This window comes from Psychromarinibacter sediminicola (assembly GCF_029168335.1).
GTDB lineage: Bacteria > Pseudomonadota > Alphaproteobacteria > Rhodobacterales > Rhodobacteraceae > Psychromarinibacter > Psychromarinibacter sediminicola.
Window position 1 is genome coordinate 1 of record NZ_JARGYC010000041.1, and the last position, 13,906, is coordinate 13,906.

The following is a 13,906-nucleotide window of genomic DNA, read 5'->3' on the forward strand; positions in this document are numbered from 1 at the left end:
CCGTCCCGCGCATCATCACCCCCAGCATGCCGTGCAAAGGGTGAATCACGTTCTCAAACCCCTGTCGAGGCAGAGTTTTTCAGCAGCCTGTTAAGCTCCACCGCGCGTTCGAGCGCCGCGATGCTTTCATCGTGACGCTCCAGTCCCCAGCAACTGATGCCGAGCGCCCAATGCGTGTACTCGTTGCGATCGTCGAGCCGAACGGCACGCTGCGCGAGCGCATAGGCCGCCTCTATCGCGGCGCGGGTATCGGAGGTAAAGCCCAAGAGTGCGACGTGATGATTGATCAGCGAAAGGATCATGTTCGCCTCGGCGCTTTCTGGATCGAGCGCGAGCGCCCGTTCCAGGAGCGTCTTGGCCGCGGCGAAGGCCTCGGGTGTGAAGTCGTATAGCAGATGCCACGCCCGCATAGTCAGCTCCCATACCGTAAGGTCGGGGCGAGACAGGCGCTCGACAGGCTCCTCGATCGTGCTGAGATGGACGACGGTCTGGATCGACGCGGTGACCTGACGCGTAATTTCGTCTTGAAGGTCGAAGACGTCCCGCGTCTGTCCGTCGTAGCGATCCGACCAGACATGCCCGCCAGTATCGCCGTCGATCAGCTGCGCGGTCACGCGGATGCGGTCGCCCGAGCGCCTCACCGCGCCCTCCAGCACGAAGCGCACGCCCAGCTCGGTCGCGACCTGCCGGACGTCCACGCGGCTGCCTTTGTAGGTGAAGGAGGTGTTGCGCGCGATGATGAACAGCCATGGAGAGCGTGACAGAGCGGTGATGATGTCGGCGGTGATCCCGTCGGAGAAAAACTCCTGTTCGGGATCGTCCGACATGTTTTCGAATGCAAGTACAGCAATCGAGGGTCGTTCGGGACGTGGCGGACCATCGATGGCAACGGGCGCGCTGGCGGACGCGTTCAGTCGGTCGCGCAGGGCCAGTTTCGTGGAAACATCGAGCTTGCGGCATATCGTTGCCAGATGCGTGCGCACCGTCGTGGGCGCTATGCCCAGACGGTCGGCAATCTGCTGGTAGGTTTCGCCGCCGGCGAAGGCCTGCGCAATCTCCTGCTCGCGGCTGCTGAGCGAAACGATGTTGGTCATTGCGGGGCCACCCCGTCCTTCAACGCTGCGAACAGGCGCGCGTTTTCCAGCGCGATGACGCTCTGGTCGGCAAAACTCTGCGCCAGCGCCACGGCGGTTGCCGAAAACGGTCGGACGCTCTGGCGGTAGATCGTGAAGGCGCCGGCCAGACCTTTTCCCGACATCATAGGGATTGCCACGAAAGACCGCGCGCCGCCCAGATAAGCTGTCGCCCATCGCAGCGGGTCGGCGCTGCGAAAGATCTCTTCGGCACGCACATCGAAAATGTTCACCGGCGCCTGCCCCGAGACCACACGGCCCAGGCCGGTGCGTGGCCCCACGACAAATGCGCCCTGCGCGGTCAGCCAGTCTCGAAACGCGTCTGGAATGCCGCGGTCATGCGTGGCTTCGAAGCTCTTGTGCCCGTGGTAGTCGAACAAGATGCCGAACTCCGCCTCACACAGCTCCAGCGCGTGGCCGAGGATCGACGAGACGACCGCGTCGGTCTCGCCCCGCGACCGGCTGATGATGCGCAGCACCTCGGCCAGCGCGCGCTCGCGGCTCAGCGCCTCTTCAAGGCTCAGGGCGAGTTCCGAGATCACGGCCGCGAAATCCGTGCTTTCCTGCGCAGGCGTCGCATCGCCGATCAGGTGGGCATGCAGGTCCAGCTTCGACGACACGCCAAGCTTGCGGTAGATCGTGGCCAAATGCGTGCGCACAGTGGTTGGCGCGATACCCAGCCGACTTGCGATCTTTCCATAGGTTTCACCTTGTGCGTAGGCGGTGGCGATCTCGATCTCGCGCGGGCTGAGCAGGTCTTGCGGCATGGCGTGGCGGTTCCCTGTGGTCAGTCGATCCTTTCGCGTGCCGCCGCATAGGGCAATCCCGCAGATGCAGTATGAAAATACTACACGCCGCCCCCTTCGAATAATGCATCTGGCCGATGCCGCGCAGAGCCTCCAGCGGTCATGCTGTCCTCATCAAGCGAAAGGGACAAACCGATGAACATGGAACAGACAGCACGCGACTTTTTCGAGGCTTGTGAGACAGGGGGTGGCTGGACCGCTTGCGAGGGCTTCTGCCACGCCGATGCAGGCTTTGCCTGCCAGGCCGACGCTCTGGCCGATGTGACAACGCTGCAAGGCTACACCGAGTGGATGAAGGGCCTGCTGACACCGGTCCCCGACGGGCGCTACGACCTGACGGCGTTTGCCGCGGACGAGGGTCGCGGGAAGGTCGTCGCCGCCGCGGTGTTCCACGGCACCCAAACCGGTGCGGACGGCCCGGTTGCGCCGACGGGCAAGGCGGTCGCGTCGGATTATGCCTATGTCATGACATTCGAGGGCGGCCGCATCCAGCACATGACCAAGATCTGGAACGATGTGCACGCGGTGCGCCAATTGGGATGGGCATGATGCAGCCGGCTACGATCAAAGGCGCGGCGGGGCTTTCGCCACACGCTGTTGACGCGGGGTTCCGCATGACCGCCGTGACCGAAGTTGCTGACCGCGCCGCCCTCGACGAGCTGTTGCTGGACTACTATGCGGTCATCGTCGCCAAGCTGGCCGCGGCAGGCGTGCCCTATGCCGACACGCCGCATGAGCTCAAGGCGTCGTTCTGGCCCAACCTTGCGCATTTCCTTCCCCCCACCGGGCGGCTGATCCTGGTGCATGATGCACAAGACCGATTGGTGGGCTGCGGTACGCTGCAACAAATCCGTCCCGACGCGGCCGAGTTGAAACGACTTTACGTCCGCCCCGAGGCGTCGGGTTTCGGGCTGGGCCGCGCCATCGTTGCCGCCCGAATGGCAGCCGCGCGCGAGTTGGGCTATCGCAGGCTCCTGGTCAACGCGATCAAGGGCAACACGGACATGCTGCGGATCTATGAGCCGATCGGCTTTCAGTACATCGACCGCTACCCGGAATGCGCCGACCCGATCGAGGTCGATCCATGGTTCGTCTACATGGAGTACAGGACATGACGACCCCGTCGGAGACGATGCGCACCCGGATCGCGCTTCGCTGGCGCATCCTCGCCCTGCTTGTCTTCGCGCGCGCGAGCCTTGGCGTGCAGTTCCAGACAGTCGGATCCGCCGGCAACGAGATTGCCGAAGTATTCGCATTCGACAATGCGCAACTTGGGCTGATGATCGGACTTTTCATGGCGCCGGGGCTGTTCTTGGCGCTGCCCGCGGGTGCGTTTGCGCGCTTTGCCTCGGACCGGGTGCTTTCGGCTGCGGGCCTCGCCGCATTGGCGGTCGGCGGCCTCATATCAGCCTTTGCAACCCTTCCCGAAGCGCTTGGCCTCGGCCGTATCGTTGCAGGCGCCGGCTTCCTCGTCGTGACGCTGTACTTCACCAAGATGGTTGCAGAGTGGTTCGCAGGCCGCGAGATCGCCACCGCGATGTCTCTTCTCGTCATGAGCTGGCCGCTCGGGATCGCGATCGGACAAGTCGGCCACACCTGGCTGGTGACGGTGTTCGATTGGCGGCTGCCTTTCCTCATGGCCTCGACCTGGTGCGCGCTGGCGGCGATCGGCGTCTGGGCGCTGTATCGCCCACCGCACGATCTGCCGCCGGTCACCGGACGCAATCTGCGGCTGATGCCACGCGAATCGGCAATGATCTGCTGCGCAGGGATCGCGTGGGGCGTGTTCAATGCGGGCTACATAACCTGGCTCAGTTTCGGTCCTGCGGTGCTCGAGGCGCGTGGCATGACATTGCTGGCGGCGGCGTCGATCATCAGCGTGGCAAGCTGGGTCATGATCTTCTCCGGCGCTGCCTGCGGGCAGATCGTCGACCGGTTCGGGCGGCGCGACACCGTGCTCGTCGCCGGCATGCTGGCCGGTGCAGCAGCCTTCTTGCTGCTTCAGGTGCCCGGCGCGGGACTGGGTGCCAGCCTGCTGTTCGGGATCATCGGTATGGCACCGGCAGGCGTGATCATGGCGCTGAGCGGCCAAGCCGTCGCACCGGAGCGGCGCGCCTTCGGAATGGGCGTGTTCTTCACACTCTACCAAGCGGTGATGGCGGTCAGTCCGACGGTCGCCGGCTGGTTGGTGGATCGCACCGGGACGCCGAATACCGCCATGCTATTCGGGGCGGGACTGTTCGCGCTGGTCATCCCGCTGGCCTTTACGTTCCGGATGCTGAGGGCCCGGCCCATACCAACCGTGCTTCGGGAGTCCGCTTGATGGAAATCCGCCAGTCGCTGGCCCTGACCGAGCAGACCGTGACGGACGAGACGGGAAAACCTATACCGCCGCTGATCGACATGGGCGCAGGGTTGGGCCGAAATCGCCACCTCGGCATTCGCCGCAAGTTGGGGCGCCGGCGATGTGCTACGGCAAGGCTGCCCTTGTCGACGGTTTCGGCCCTCACCGGACCTCCGCCGAGTTGCTCGTCGCTGCGGCGCAGCTTCCCCAAAGCGGTCATTCACGGCGGCGTGCAGCATAATTCGGCGACTCAAGGTCCGCCATCCGGACCAAGCTGCCATTGGATTTGGGCTCGTGTTTTCTGTGTCTCAGGCCGTTGCCACGACAACATTTGATACATGTGGGAAATGCAGGCAGCGCCCGTCCAGACAATTGCCCAAGCCAGCAAGAAAGGCTTCGACCGCACCGTCAACGGCTTCGTCCGCAAGGCCGGAGAGCTTGTCACCGGTATGCATTCCACCCATGGCGCCGGTGGCGAACACCATGGCGTCAGGGTGCGTAAGATCAAGAGTAACGGACGTCACATCGATTGTCCGGAACCCCGCCTGCTCGAAAAGCTGCTGAATCTCGGCGCCGTCCGCCAAACTGCAAATCGCCCTGACGGCTGCGGCTGCGTCAGCACCAACATGGGCTTCCAGCGCTTCGGCCTGCGCCTTGAGCATCGGATTGACGTCCAGCCCTTTCTGAACACAGAAGACCGCTCGCCCCCCGGGCTTCAGCACGCGCCGCAGTTCCCGAAGCGCGGCCAGCTTGTCAGGGAAGAACTGCAGTGCCTGCTGACAAAAGGCCAGATCGAACCGATTGTCGGCAAGCGGAAGGGCGGCTGCGTCGGCCTCGACCCATTCGACGTTAAGCCCGGGCTCGTCGACCAAGGATCGGGCAACCCTGAGCATCTCGGCACTATGATCGACCGCAGTAAGACTACCGAAGCTGGGTGTCCGTTTTGCAACCTCTCTTGTCACTACCCCGGTACCGCAGGCGAGATCGAGGATATGATCGCCAGCCTGTATATCGGCGCGGCCGATCAACTCTCTTGCCCATGGCTCAAAAATGACCGGCACCAGTACGGACTGATACCTGTCAGCAAAGGTGATCCCTTCCGTCATGGCCGCCTCCCAAGCTGGCTGATACTACCATACTCAGCCTTTTATGTCTGCTCCCGGCTCCAAGCCGTCATCCGACGGTTTGGCTTGGTCATTTTGGCTGGACGCAGGGCCGAGGGTCTGCTCAGCGGACCAAGCCGCCATGCGTTGAGCGTGCAAGATCATGCATCTTGCGGCGGTGCATTTTCCGAGGTTCCGACGCGTTCAGTATCCCAGTTGCGCGCAAACGCAGCTCAGATAGCCTGCTCTAGCAACCCCGGCTTCCGCTCCTGCATCGCGGGCAAGGCGCCCAAGATCCTGCAATGTGTATGCTTTTTCGCTTTCCGAGGCTGCGAGAACCGGCGCGATTGCGTTGTAAAGCGACTGCCGGTTCAGCGACTCGTCGCCGCCTGTCACAAACACTGTCAAACGCTGGCGGCTTGGGCAGTGTTCGAGGATGAATTCCCAGCGCCCACCGCCCAGCAACCGCCGCTCGTAGGACACGAACCCATTGCCGGCGATGCTGTAGGCGTAGCCTTCGTAGCCCGTTTCCTGCGGAGCGAGTTCAGCACGACTGCATTGAGGCATCGCGGGGGTCAAAGCGTTTGCCGGACAGGCAAGCGCACCGGCTGCCAGTATCGCGATAGAGGAAGAACGCATCGTCATGGCCCAATAAATCCAGGAACGCCCGGGGCGGACGCGCCGCCCAATTACAGCCTCTAAGCCAATATGGGCCCGACTACAAATCGCGGGAACACCCGGCAAGACGGTTACCCGTCACCCTACCGGAGGGGGTCCTTTTGCCGGCGATCTGGCGACAATTCCGTTGATCTACAGGGATGACCCGATTACCGGAAATCCATACAGCGAGATTGTTCGCGGCGCCAACTTGCCTTCTCTGGTCCACTCGCAGTGCGACCAATCCCAAGCCTTCGCAGTCACCCGATCTTGCCATCGCAGAACCAACCACGTCGCAAACGGCCTTCATTTGCCGCGGCGTCAAATTGGGCTCGAAGCCGACCTGCGGCGGTGCGGCTGTGTAGCGGTCACAATGGCCATCATGGCAAGGCGCCGCCGAGGCTCCCGGCCCCTTGTTGCCGTTCGTAGCCCTGCGCATGCTGCGACGGGACTTTCTCCGAAGCAGCAGTTCGTGTCGGTCTTGCAGCATGTCCCGACCTCAGAAAGTCAACTAAGCGGGACGAAGGGGCCACTCACGGAGATCAGTTCGACATCGCAGGGCGATGCAGTACGGCCCATGATGAATTCGATGGCGCGGTCTTGTTATTTGATCGCCTTGTGCGCTCCGCTGGATCGCCGCCATATCTTGATCCTTACCGCCCCTTTGGGCCATGTTCGGGTGCGATTGGTGCCGTGGGAGAACACCAAATGGTCAAGTTTGCCACGTTCGCGAAGGCTGAGCGCGCCGGATGGGCCGATGCAACCATCGTCGCCGCCTATGTCGAGCGCTTCGGCCCAGTGGTAGACGCCGTGGCTGCGCGTCTCGTGGCGCAGGTGGCCCCAGAAGGCCGTCACATCCTTGACCTCTGCTGTGGCCATGGGGCGCTGACGGCAGCGCTCGCCGACGCTGGTGCCCGGGTGACCGGGCTCGACTTCTCGCCCGAGATGCTCGCCATCGCACGCAAGCACGCGCCCGGTATTGAATTCGTAGAGGGAGACGCGACCACTCTGCAGTTCCGAGACGGTGCCTTTGACAGCGTGATCAGCAATTTCGGGATGATGCACATTCCCGACCAACCGGCTGCACTGGCGGAGATCTGCCGCGTCTTACGACCAGGCGGCCGCTTCCTTATGGCAACCTGGGCCGCACCGGATCGCTCCCCTGCGTTCGGAGCGGCCTTTGGCACCTTCCGCGCCCTCGGAGACTTCTCTGGCGCGGCGCCCCAACCCGACCTTTTCGCTTTCTCCCGCCCGGACGATGCCCGCAAGATGATGGCCGCGGCGGGCCTCACCATGATCGCGCACGAAGACATCGAGGAGGCATGGGTGCTTCGGGACCCATCGGAACTCTTTGACATTTTCAACGAGGCGACCGTTGGCGCCAAGATGCTGATTTCCGGTCAGACGCCGGAGACAGTCGCCTTGATGCGAACGCGCATGACCGAGATCGTTGCGGAGCGGCACGCAGATGGGAACTGTTGGCGAGTACCCGTTGTGGTTTCCGTAATCGAGGCCGAGTGCGCCTGACCAAACCGTGTCGAAATGCTTTTGGTTCGGCTGGCCCCAAGTCCAGATACAAGTGTTGGCATCGCTCTATCAGCCCCCCGGCGACTCCATGTCTGCAAAGGGCGCGAAGCGGACGATCTCTGTGACCGCGAAGGGATATCATGAGGCGCCGGCACCGGGTCGGCGACGTGGTGGGACGTGGTTGGACTGGAGGAGCCGACATGTCTGCCACCAACTTACCTGCCATCCGCACCTGCCGACCCGCCTGGAACAAGGGACGCATCGTCGGGCAAAAACGACCGCTCCGACCCAAACACGTCTGGGCGATCCGCGTGCGCCTGGAAATCGCGAACCGCGCGCGTGATCTCGCGCACTTCAACCTCGCTATCGACAGCGAGCTCCGTGGGTGCGATCTCGTAAAGCTGAAGGTGGCGGATGTCTTCGCCGCCGGTCAGGTCAAAGAGCGAGCGTCCATCACCCAGAGCAAGACGAAGATGCCGGTTCGCTTCGAAATCACGGAAGGCACCCGAAAATCGGTTTCAACATGGCTCGATGATCCGGCAATGATCGGCTCGGAACACCTCTGGCCCGGCCGCTTCCACGAGACGCTCCACATTTTGACCCGCCAGTATGCAAGTCTCGTGCGCGATTGGGCGACGTCCATCGGCCTTGAACCGAGTTCGTATGGCACGCATTCGATGCGCCGGACGAAAGTTGCGCAAATCTACCGGAAGACCGGCAACCTGCGCGCGGTGCAACTCCTGCTCGGGCACACCAAGATGGACAGCACCGTTCGCTACCTCGGTGTCGATTTCGAGGATGCGCTCGCGATATCTGAGGCTGTGGAGATTTGATCGACGGGGTCGACCTTCGCGGGCGGCTGATACAGGCGGCTCCATAACCTACTACGATGCTGCGCCGCGGCCCGTCGAAGCCGTCATTTTCTGCGCATACGAAACAGCGATGCCGTCGGAGGTCATGTCTGCCCACGAAAACATCGCAAGCGCACTTGCCTCTTAGTCGTGCATCAGATGACTGACCGAGGCCCGGTCTGCCTCAGAGGTGTCGTGCGCCCATGACTTGAATGCCTCGACCTTGGGAATGTGCCACTTGTCGGCTCCGCCGAGGAGGCAGATGCCGTCCAAAGGTGAGTGGCACACCATGTCCGGAAACGGCGCAATGAGCGTGCCTGCTTCGAGTTCCTCGCGGCACAGCACGAGGTCCGCCATCACGATGCCGATGCCCATGACCGCCGCCTTTGTCGCGAGATCGATGTTTGGAAAGTGCTGACCAGCGGCCGGATCGACCCCGAGCTCTGGGAAATCATCCGTCCAAGCCTTCCAGTCGGAATGATGCCTGTTTTCGTGCAACAGCTCGCAAGAAGCGAGTGCCTCTGGTGATGTGAGCGACCTCTCTTTCAGATAGCCTGGCGCGCAAGCCGGGGTGAGCATTATCGGAAAGAGTGTCTGAGTCTCCAACGATTTCGGTCGATTGGGCAAGTTCGAAACCGAGAAGCCGACATCGGTCTCGACAGGATCGAAGCCGCCGTCGGCGTAGAAATCTGTCGTCAGCCGCACACGCAAATCAGGGTGAAGGCTTCGGAAATCCTCCAGCTTTGGGAGGAGCCACCGGATCGACGTTCCCGGAGGGCATATCACTCTCAATTCCGAAGCATCGGATGAAATCCGTTCTACCTCCCTGTGGATCAGGGCGAAAGCCTCCGACAATACCGGTTGAAGTTGCCGGCCTGCCGCTGTCAGTCGGACCCCCTGTGCCAGGCGGACAAACAGCTGAACGCCCAAATGGTCCTCGAGCAATCTGACGTGCCGACTGATTGCGCCGCGGGTCACGTTGAGCTCTTCGCTCGCACCAATGAAACCACCATGCCGCGAGGCGGCCTCGAATGCCCTGAGGGCGTTGAGGGGCGGCATTCGATTCACGGCAAAGGATCACCTTTCTTCATCCTATGGGTCCAATAACGTGGTTTGCTGTGCGCATTGGCGGAATGGTAAAATAACTGGAGGTAAACAGAAAGAGTTTTGAATGCAAACGCAAACTCATAACTTCGGACCAGCGATCTCAACCAAGGCTCCACTCTTCATCAGGATGGGGATATTTATTCCTTGGCGCAAGCCGCGGTCGTCAGACGAACGCCTGCTCGAGGAGCTCGAGCGAGTAGCACTGCTCTCACCTCACCTTTTGGGCGACCTCGGGTTCAGACGCGATGCCGCTGCCTCGACGCCAAACAAAACGGTGTGGCGCAAGGGACAGCTCCGGGTCGTGTTGGAGACGCCCACACGATCGGCTACCGCTTCAGCCATCTGATGGCCTTGAATGTCAGCTTTGGCCTTAGTGACGTTTATCGCGTGCCATTGCAGCGAAGGTCCGCATTCCGCCCAAACGCACGAGCCCGCTCACGGACCTGAGAGGTCGTCGATCCTTCTTGCGGCCGGAAATCGACGCCGCACCCAATCGGCTCCCTTGGCGCATCCGATCTAAGGCAAGAGAAACGCCGGCCAAGACTGCCGGTCCGCTCTCGAACGAACCTTGGGCAATCGTAAGCCCTCCCCTTTGCGCCCTTCTGCCTATGTCGAGCAGATCGCAAAGAGGCCCGCGCGGGAGGTCACACCCAATTTGCCATACGCCCGCTTTCGATAGGTGATCACGCTGGAGGCGGCGACGCCCAGATCCGCCGCGATGGCTTCTGATTTTTGGCCCGACAGTATGCCGAGACACACCGCTCGTTCACGGTCACTCAAGACGGTCAGCGGCGCGGGAACACCCGTGTCAAACGCCCGTTCGAAATGCATCAGGGTCAGCCGCCCGGCCAAACGTGCAAGATCCGGGTTGCAAGCGTCGCGCACCGCGTCGGCGGCGTAGAAGCTGACGAAGAGCCTCAGGGTATCCCCAACGGCAATCACCGTGGTCTTCGCGGACAGGCCGGGTGCGTCGAAGAACCTGTGGCGGTAATCCGCATCCATCCGGGTCGCCATGTCTTCCAGCCGATGCATTTCGACACTATCGCGCGGCGCATCCTTCAAGGCGGGCAACAAGGGGTCGTCGCGATACCCGCCTTCGAGGTAGGCCGCCGCCAGATCGCCAGCCAGTGCTGCATTGGCGAAGTGACGCGAGAAAAGACACCGGGCGGCATCAGCCGAGATCGCGAAGACCATGATTTGGTCCACCCCCAGCGTTTCGACGAAATCGGCAAAGACCGGCGCGAAACCCTCGGAGCCAAGTGTTTCAAGGCAGGCATCTATCATACGAGCGGTCGAGGACATGCCGCTTTGTAGCATGTCCCCTACCAAGGGGGACAGACAGGGCGTTACCGTGACCGCTACGGTCGCGCAACCGATGGGAGGACAGGACATGAGACCACAGGGCCGCGCAGTCACGGACTCGCTCTATTTCGACTATCCTTACTTCGAGCCTACAGTGGATCGGGACGGTCTTGGCGCACGCGCCAAGGTCGCGATCGTCGGCGCAGGCCCCGTGGGCATGACGGCCGCTTTGGCTTTGGCGAAGGACGGCATTCCCTCGGTCCTCTTTGACGCGAAGTCGACCTTTAACGACGGCAGCCGGGCGATTTGTGTCGCACGCCAGAGCTTTCACATCCTCGAAAGGATCGGTGCCGTCGCGCCCTTCCTCGAAAAATCGCTGGGCTGGACGACAGGGCGCAGTTTTTACCGGGGCCGCCAGATCCTCGAATTCGAAATGCCCGATAGCCCGGACGAGAAATATCGACCGATGTATAACATCCAGCAGCAGTTCATTGAGCAATATCTGTGGGATGCAATCACGCGGGAGCCGCTAATCGAGACCCGGTGGCAAAGCGAAGTGACCGATGTGGCCGATACCAATAATGGCGTCTGCCTGAGCGTGCGCGACCCCTTGGGGGACTATGACGTCACAGCGGATTGGGTGCTGGCCGCTGACGGCGCGCGCAGCCAGATTCGCAAAAAGCGCGGACTGCGGCTCAAAGGGGAAAACTACGAGGGCCGCTATGTTATTGCCGACGTGCAAATGGATCACGATTATCCGACCATCCGCCGCGCCTTGTTCGATCCCGACTGCCGGCGCGGAGGAACGGTTCTCGTCCATAAACAGCCCGACAATATCTGGCGGATCGACTACCAACTGCACGACGACGAAGACACGGAAAGCGCGGTTGCGGAAGACGAAGTGCGCCGGTCGGTGGCTGCGGTCCTGGCCGATCTGGAGTTTTCTGGCGATTGGGAGTTGGAATGGTGGAGTGCCTACTCCGCCAACACCCTCGCGCTCGACGATTACCGCGACGGGCGGGTGTTCTTTATCGGAGACAGCGCGCATATCGTGCCGATCTTCGGCGTTCGCGGCTTGAACAATGGATTGGCTGACGCGCAGAATATTGGATGGAAACTGTCGCGCGTGGTCAAAGGCACCGCGCCGGAGGCACTGCTCGACAGCTACTCGCCCGAACGGCGCGGCGCGACGCTGGACGTCTTTGCAAACGCGTCGAAATCTGCGCGGTTCATGACGCCGCCGACGCCCGGCTGGACCCTCATGCGCGATGCCGCCCTCAGCCTCGCCCTGACCCATCCCTTTGCCGGGCAGTTGGCCAACCCGCGTCAGATGACCCCCTACACTTACGCGGATAGTCCGATCGTTGCGCCCGACGCCCCGGGATTCGAGACAGGCCCGGTCCCTGGCGCGACGCTGCCCAATACGCAGGTCGGCGACACGTTCCTATCAGACCAGATGGGCGCGGGGTTTACCTTGATAACCTGCGACCAGACGCTGCAATCGTTCGCCTCGGACGAACTGGCTGTCGTTGTGCTTGGGGCCGACACGCAGGCCGCGGCCGGTCTGGGCATGGGGCCGAGCAGCGCCTATCTTGTTCGGCCAGACGGCCACATCGCAGCCCGCTGGAAAGCGGCCACCCCGGACGCAATCGCCGCAGCGCTGCTGAACGCTATCGGAGAACATCAACAATGACGCCCGCAGAGGTCGAAACCATCTACGAAGCCCTCGCGACCCGGCTTGATAACGTCGCAGATGCGAAACGCGAGGTTTTTCTGGCCAAACTCGCGCTGCTCCTGGCTAACGATCTCGGCCAAGTCGAAGGCGTGCTCACGCGTATCGAAGAGGCGTCTCGAAATCTGGACATCTAAGCTTTTCCAGGATTGCGAAATCTTGCAACATCGACGTTGACGGCCTCGACCCGAACGACCGCTTCCCGCCCTCTCCCGCCAATGCGGCAGAGGGCTCTAAGCCGCCACTAGCCATCTAAGATGCAAAGCAGCGTGGCCTGAGCGAAATTTTCTCAGAGGATTTATCAAGCTGGACAGCCTGTTTTCGGCCGCGCGACACAGTGATCTTATCCGCGAACAAATCGGCGTCGTGGGAACGTCACCGCACGGCAAAGCGGATTAGTCCAGTTACGCGCGTCGGGTTCGGCAGGGTCGCCTTTCGGAATACCTGCAGAACCCGAAACACGGAGGGTGCGGCCGTCGACCGTCTGATCACCTCACGCCTCGTCGCGATTTACGCTTTCAGGCGAGAAGGCCGGAGTGCAGGTCGCCAGGTATTCGGCCGGTTCCTCCGGCGTACTGTAGCGAACCCACTCCCCCGGCCCGCGTCTGACGTTGTGTAATATTCCACTTCTGAAATAATGGATCAGAGGAAAATGCTGGACTCACTCCACCACGCAAGACTTGAACCTATTAATCAGCTCTCACATGGAAGCAACTGTTCATGCCGCCATCAGCGTCACGGCCACTCCCACCGCCACACCGACGAGAAGCCAAGCCACACGGTCGATGAGGGGGATGTGAGCCGAATAGCGATGACGACCAGTCACTGCGCTGTCTTCTCGTCTGTCCAGCGGCGCAACGGTGGTTTTTCCCGATCGCCCGGTGGTTCGGCCATTCGGTGTCCCGCCGGTTACGACCGTGTTGAAGTTTTCGAAGAACTCGGCCGCGGTTTTCTTGGCGACGCTCTGAATCAGCCTCCCCCCCACGCTGGCCAGCTTGCCGCCAACGTCGGCATTGGCCACATAACGCAGCCTCGTCCCCTCTGACTCGGACTCGAGCGTTACGCGCGCAGTTCCCTTCGCGAACCCCGCCGGTCCGCCCTGCCCGCGGCCTCGAAGCGTATATCCGTTCGGGGGGTCGAGGTCTTCGAGTTCCACCTTGCCCTTGAACCTGGCCTCGACGGGTCCGACACGGGCCACCACCGTCGCAGTGAACTCGTTCTCTCCGGTTTGCTCCATGGACTCGCAACCGGGTATGCTACGACGCAACGTTTCGGGATCGTTCAGGCTCTCCCAGACCTTTTCTTGGCTGGCCCGAATAAAGTGCTCGCCAGAGAGTTCCATGC

14 protein-coding genes are annotated in these 13,906 nt (G+C 61.9%); 7 read left to right on the forward strand and 7 right to left on the reverse strand.

What is annotated here, in order from left to right:
• Positions 1 to 53 precede the first annotated feature (53 nt).
• Both P1J78_RS15055 and P1J78_RS15060 read right to left on the reverse strand, forming a co-directional pair.
• Positions 54 to 1,094, reverse strand: coding sequence for a LuxR C-terminal-related transcriptional regulator (locus P1J78_RS15055; RefSeq protein ID WP_275568199.1), 1,041 nt, complete (start codon positions 1,092 to 1,094; stop codon positions 54 to 56).
• The gene (locus P1J78_RS15060; protein ID WP_275568200.1) at positions 1,091 to 1,900 is read right to left on the reverse strand and encodes a LuxR C-terminal-related transcriptional regulator; all 810 of its coding nucleotides are present in this window, start codon (positions 1,898 to 1,900) and stop codon (positions 1,091 to 1,093) included. The genes P1J78_RS15055 and P1J78_RS15060 overlap by 4 nt, the downstream gene beginning before the upstream one ends.
• 174 nt (positions 1,901 to 2,074) lie before the next feature.
• Between P1J78_RS15060 and P1J78_RS15065 the strand changes: the two genes are divergently transcribed.
• The 3 genes from P1J78_RS15065 to P1J78_RS15075 all read left to right on the forward strand — a co-directional run bounded on the left by P1J78_RS15065 (position 2,075) and on the right by P1J78_RS15075 (position 4,262).
• Positions 2,075 to 2,488: an ester cyclase gene (locus tag P1J78_RS15065; RefSeq protein ID WP_275568201.1), complete on the forward strand. Its 414-nt coding sequence runs from the start codon at positions 2,075 to 2,077 to the stop codon at positions 2,486 to 2,488.
• 65 nt (positions 2,489 to 2,553) lie between these two features.
• Positions 2,554 to 3,054, forward strand: a complete 501-nt coding sequence (locus P1J78_RS15070) for a GNAT family N-acetyltransferase (protein WP_275568202.1) — start codon at positions 2,554 to 2,556, stop codon at positions 3,052 to 3,054.
• Entirely contained in the window at positions 3,051 to 4,262 is a 1,212-nt protein-coding gene (locus P1J78_RS15075; protein WP_275568203.1) for an MFS transporter, read from the forward strand. Before P1J78_RS15070 ends, P1J78_RS15075 begins: the two co-directional genes overlap by 4 nt.
• A gap of 329 nt (positions 4,263 to 4,591) precedes the next feature.
• Here the strand turns inward: P1J78_RS15075 and P1J78_RS15080 are convergent, their stop codons facing one another.
• Together P1J78_RS15080 and P1J78_RS15085 are read right to left on the reverse strand one after the other, a co-directional pair.
• Entirely contained in the window at positions 4,592 to 5,389 is a 798-nt protein-coding gene (locus tag P1J78_RS15080; RefSeq protein WP_275568204.1) for a class I SAM-dependent methyltransferase, read from the reverse strand.
• 201 nt (positions 5,390 to 5,590) lie between these two features.
• Entirely contained in the window at positions 5,591 to 6,031 is a 441-nt protein-coding gene (locus P1J78_RS15085; protein WP_275568205.1) for a hypothetical protein, read from the reverse strand.
• A 720-nt stretch (positions 6,032 to 6,751) separates the two neighbouring features.
• Between P1J78_RS15085 and P1J78_RS15090 the strand changes: the two genes are divergently transcribed.
• Both P1J78_RS15090 and P1J78_RS15095 read left to right on the forward strand, forming a co-directional pair.
• The gene (locus P1J78_RS15090; RefSeq protein WP_275568206.1) at positions 6,752 to 7,570 is read left to right on the forward strand and encodes a class I SAM-dependent methyltransferase; all 819 of its coding nucleotides are present in this window, start codon (positions 6,752 to 6,754) and stop codon (positions 7,568 to 7,570) included.
• Between the two features lie 200 nt (positions 7,571 to 7,770).
• On the forward strand, positions 7,771 to 8,403 hold the full coding sequence (locus P1J78_RS15095; protein ID WP_275568207.1) for a tyrosine-type recombinase/integrase: 633 nt from the start codon (positions 7,771 to 7,773) through the stop codon (positions 8,401 to 8,403).
• A gap of 162 nt (positions 8,404 to 8,565) precedes the next feature.
• Here P1J78_RS15095 and P1J78_RS15100 read toward each other — a convergent pair whose 3' ends face one another.
• Together P1J78_RS15100 and P1J78_RS15105 are read right to left on the reverse strand one after the other, a co-directional pair.
• On the reverse strand, positions 8,566 to 9,480 hold the full coding sequence (locus P1J78_RS15100; RefSeq protein WP_275568208.1) for a LysR substrate-binding domain-containing protein: 915 nt from the start codon (positions 9,478 to 9,480) through the stop codon (positions 8,566 to 8,568).
• Positions 9,481 to 10,134: 654 nt separating this feature from the next.
• On the reverse strand, positions 10,135 to 10,830 hold the full coding sequence (locus tag P1J78_RS15105) for a helix-turn-helix transcriptional regulator (RefSeq protein WP_275568209.1): 696 nt from the start codon (positions 10,828 to 10,830) through the stop codon (positions 10,135 to 10,137).
• An 88-nt stretch (positions 10,831 to 10,918) separates the two neighbouring features.
• On the opposite strand from P1J78_RS15105, the gene P1J78_RS15110 reads away from it, so the two are divergent.
• Together P1J78_RS15110 and P1J78_RS15115 are read left to right on the forward strand one after the other, a co-directional pair.
• Positions 10,919 to 12,523, forward strand: a complete 1,605-nt coding sequence (locus tag P1J78_RS15110) for an FAD-dependent monooxygenase (RefSeq protein ID WP_275568210.1) — start codon at positions 10,919 to 10,921, stop codon at positions 12,521 to 12,523.
• Entirely contained in the window at positions 12,520 to 12,699 is a 180-nt protein-coding gene (locus tag P1J78_RS15115) for a hypothetical protein (protein ID WP_275568211.1), read from the forward strand. The genes P1J78_RS15110 and P1J78_RS15115 overlap by 4 nt, the downstream gene beginning before the upstream one ends.
• 581 nt (positions 12,700 to 13,280) lie before the next feature.
• Here P1J78_RS15115 and P1J78_RS15120 read toward each other — a convergent pair.
• A complete protein-coding gene (locus P1J78_RS15120; protein ID WP_309568133.1) occupies positions 13,281 to 13,904 on the reverse strand; it encodes an SRPBCC family protein in 624 nt (207 codons plus the stop codon).
• Between the last annotated feature and the right edge of the window lie 2 nt (positions 13,905 to 13,906).

Bases quoted from the DNA above. Each gene is read 5' to 3' on its own strand.
- P1J78_RS15055 (WP_275568199.1), bottom strand. From the start codon at position 1,094: ATGACCAACATCGTTTCGCTCAGCAGCCGCGAGCAGGAGATTGCGCAG.
- P1J78_RS15060 (WP_275568200.1), bottom strand. From the start codon at position 1,900: ATGCCGCAAGACCTGCTCAGCCCGCGCGAGATCGAGATCGCCACCGCC.
- P1J78_RS15065 (WP_275568201.1), top strand. From the start codon at position 2,075: ATGAACATGGAACAGACAGCACGCGACTTTTTCGAGGCTTGTGAGACA.
- P1J78_RS15070 (WP_275568202.1), top strand. From the start codon at position 2,554: ATGACCGCCGTGACCGAAGTTGCTGACCGCGCCGCCCTCGACGAGCTG.
- P1J78_RS15075 (WP_275568203.1), top strand. From the start codon at position 3,051: ATGACGACCCCGTCGGAGACGATGCGCACCCGGATCGCGCTTCGCTGG.
- P1J78_RS15080 (WP_275568204.1), bottom strand. From the start codon at position 5,389: ATGACGGAAGGGATCACCTTTGCTGACAGGTATCAGTCCGTACTGGTG.
- P1J78_RS15085 (WP_275568205.1), bottom strand. From the start codon at position 6,031: ATGACGATGCGTTCTTCCTCTATCGCGATACTGGCAGCCGGTGCGCTT.
- P1J78_RS15090 (WP_275568206.1), top strand. From the start codon at position 6,752: ATGGTCAAGTTTGCCACGTTCGCGAAGGCTGAGCGCGCCGGATGGGCC.
- P1J78_RS15095 (WP_275568207.1), top strand. From the start codon at position 7,771: ATGTCTGCCACCAACTTACCTGCCATCCGCACCTGCCGACCCGCCTGG.
- P1J78_RS15100 (WP_275568208.1), bottom strand. From the start codon at position 9,480: ATGCCGCCCCTCAACGCCCTCAGGGCATTCGAGGCCGCCTCGCGGCAT.
- P1J78_RS15105 (WP_275568209.1), bottom strand. From the start codon at position 10,830: ATGTCCTCGACCGCTCGTATGATAGATGCCTGCCTTGAAACACTTGGC.
- P1J78_RS15110 (WP_275568210.1), top strand. From the start codon at position 10,919: ATGAGACCACAGGGCCGCGCAGTCACGGACTCGCTCTATTTCGACTAT.
- P1J78_RS15115 (WP_275568211.1), top strand. From the start codon at position 12,520: ATGACGCCCGCAGAGGTCGAAACCATCTACGAAGCCCTCGCGACCCGG.
- P1J78_RS15120 (WP_309568133.1), bottom strand. From the start codon at position 13,904: ATGGAACTCTCTGGCGAGCACTTTATTCGGGCCAGCCAAGAAAAGGTC.